The organism is Vibrio sp. 1288 (genome assembly GCF_033344475.1).
Map to the genome: position 1 here is coordinate 1 of NZ_JAWPOX010000729.1, position 619 is coordinate 619.

At 50.9% G+C, this 619-nt stretch carries 1 protein-coding gene; it reads right to left on the reverse strand.

What is annotated here, in order from left to right:
- On the reverse strand, window positions 1–619 hold a 619-nt coding region (gene fliM, locus R8O11_RS29035; RefSeq protein ID WP_318195098.1), incomplete at both ends, for a flagellar motor switch protein FliM.

Here is a 619-nt window from a genome sequence, read left to right on the forward strand (position 1 = left end):
TCTTCGCGCAGCGCTGAACTCCAACGTACGTCGGTTTCCATCTTGTCCGACTGAACACCAGCATCGAGCAACTCGCGGATTGGCTCGACCATGGAATACGGCATTACGACATGGAAGTCACCGCCACCGCCATCCACTTCAATATGGAATGAGCTCACAACAATCACTTCGGTCGGGCTCACGATGTTTGCCATGCTTGGGTTTACTTCAGAATCGAGGTATTCGAACTCGACGCCCATGACTGGCGACCACGCTTCTTTGTAGTCTTCAAACACGATTTTCAGCAGTAGCTGGATAATGCGACGCTCAGTTGGCGTAAATTCACGGCCTTCGATTTTGGCGTGGAAGCGGCCATCGCCACCAAAGAAGTTTTCTACCAGAATGAAGACGAGACGCGCTTCCATGGTAATCAATGCCGTACCTTTAAGAGGACGGAAGCGAACCATGTTCAAACTGGTTGGCACGTACAACGTATTTTGGTACTCGCCAAACTTCATCATCTGTACGCCGTTGATCGACACTTCGGCCGTTTTGCGCAGCATGTTAAACAGACTGATCCGCATGTGTCGTGCAAAACGCTCGTTAATCAGTTCGAGCGTTGGCATTCGACCGCGGACAA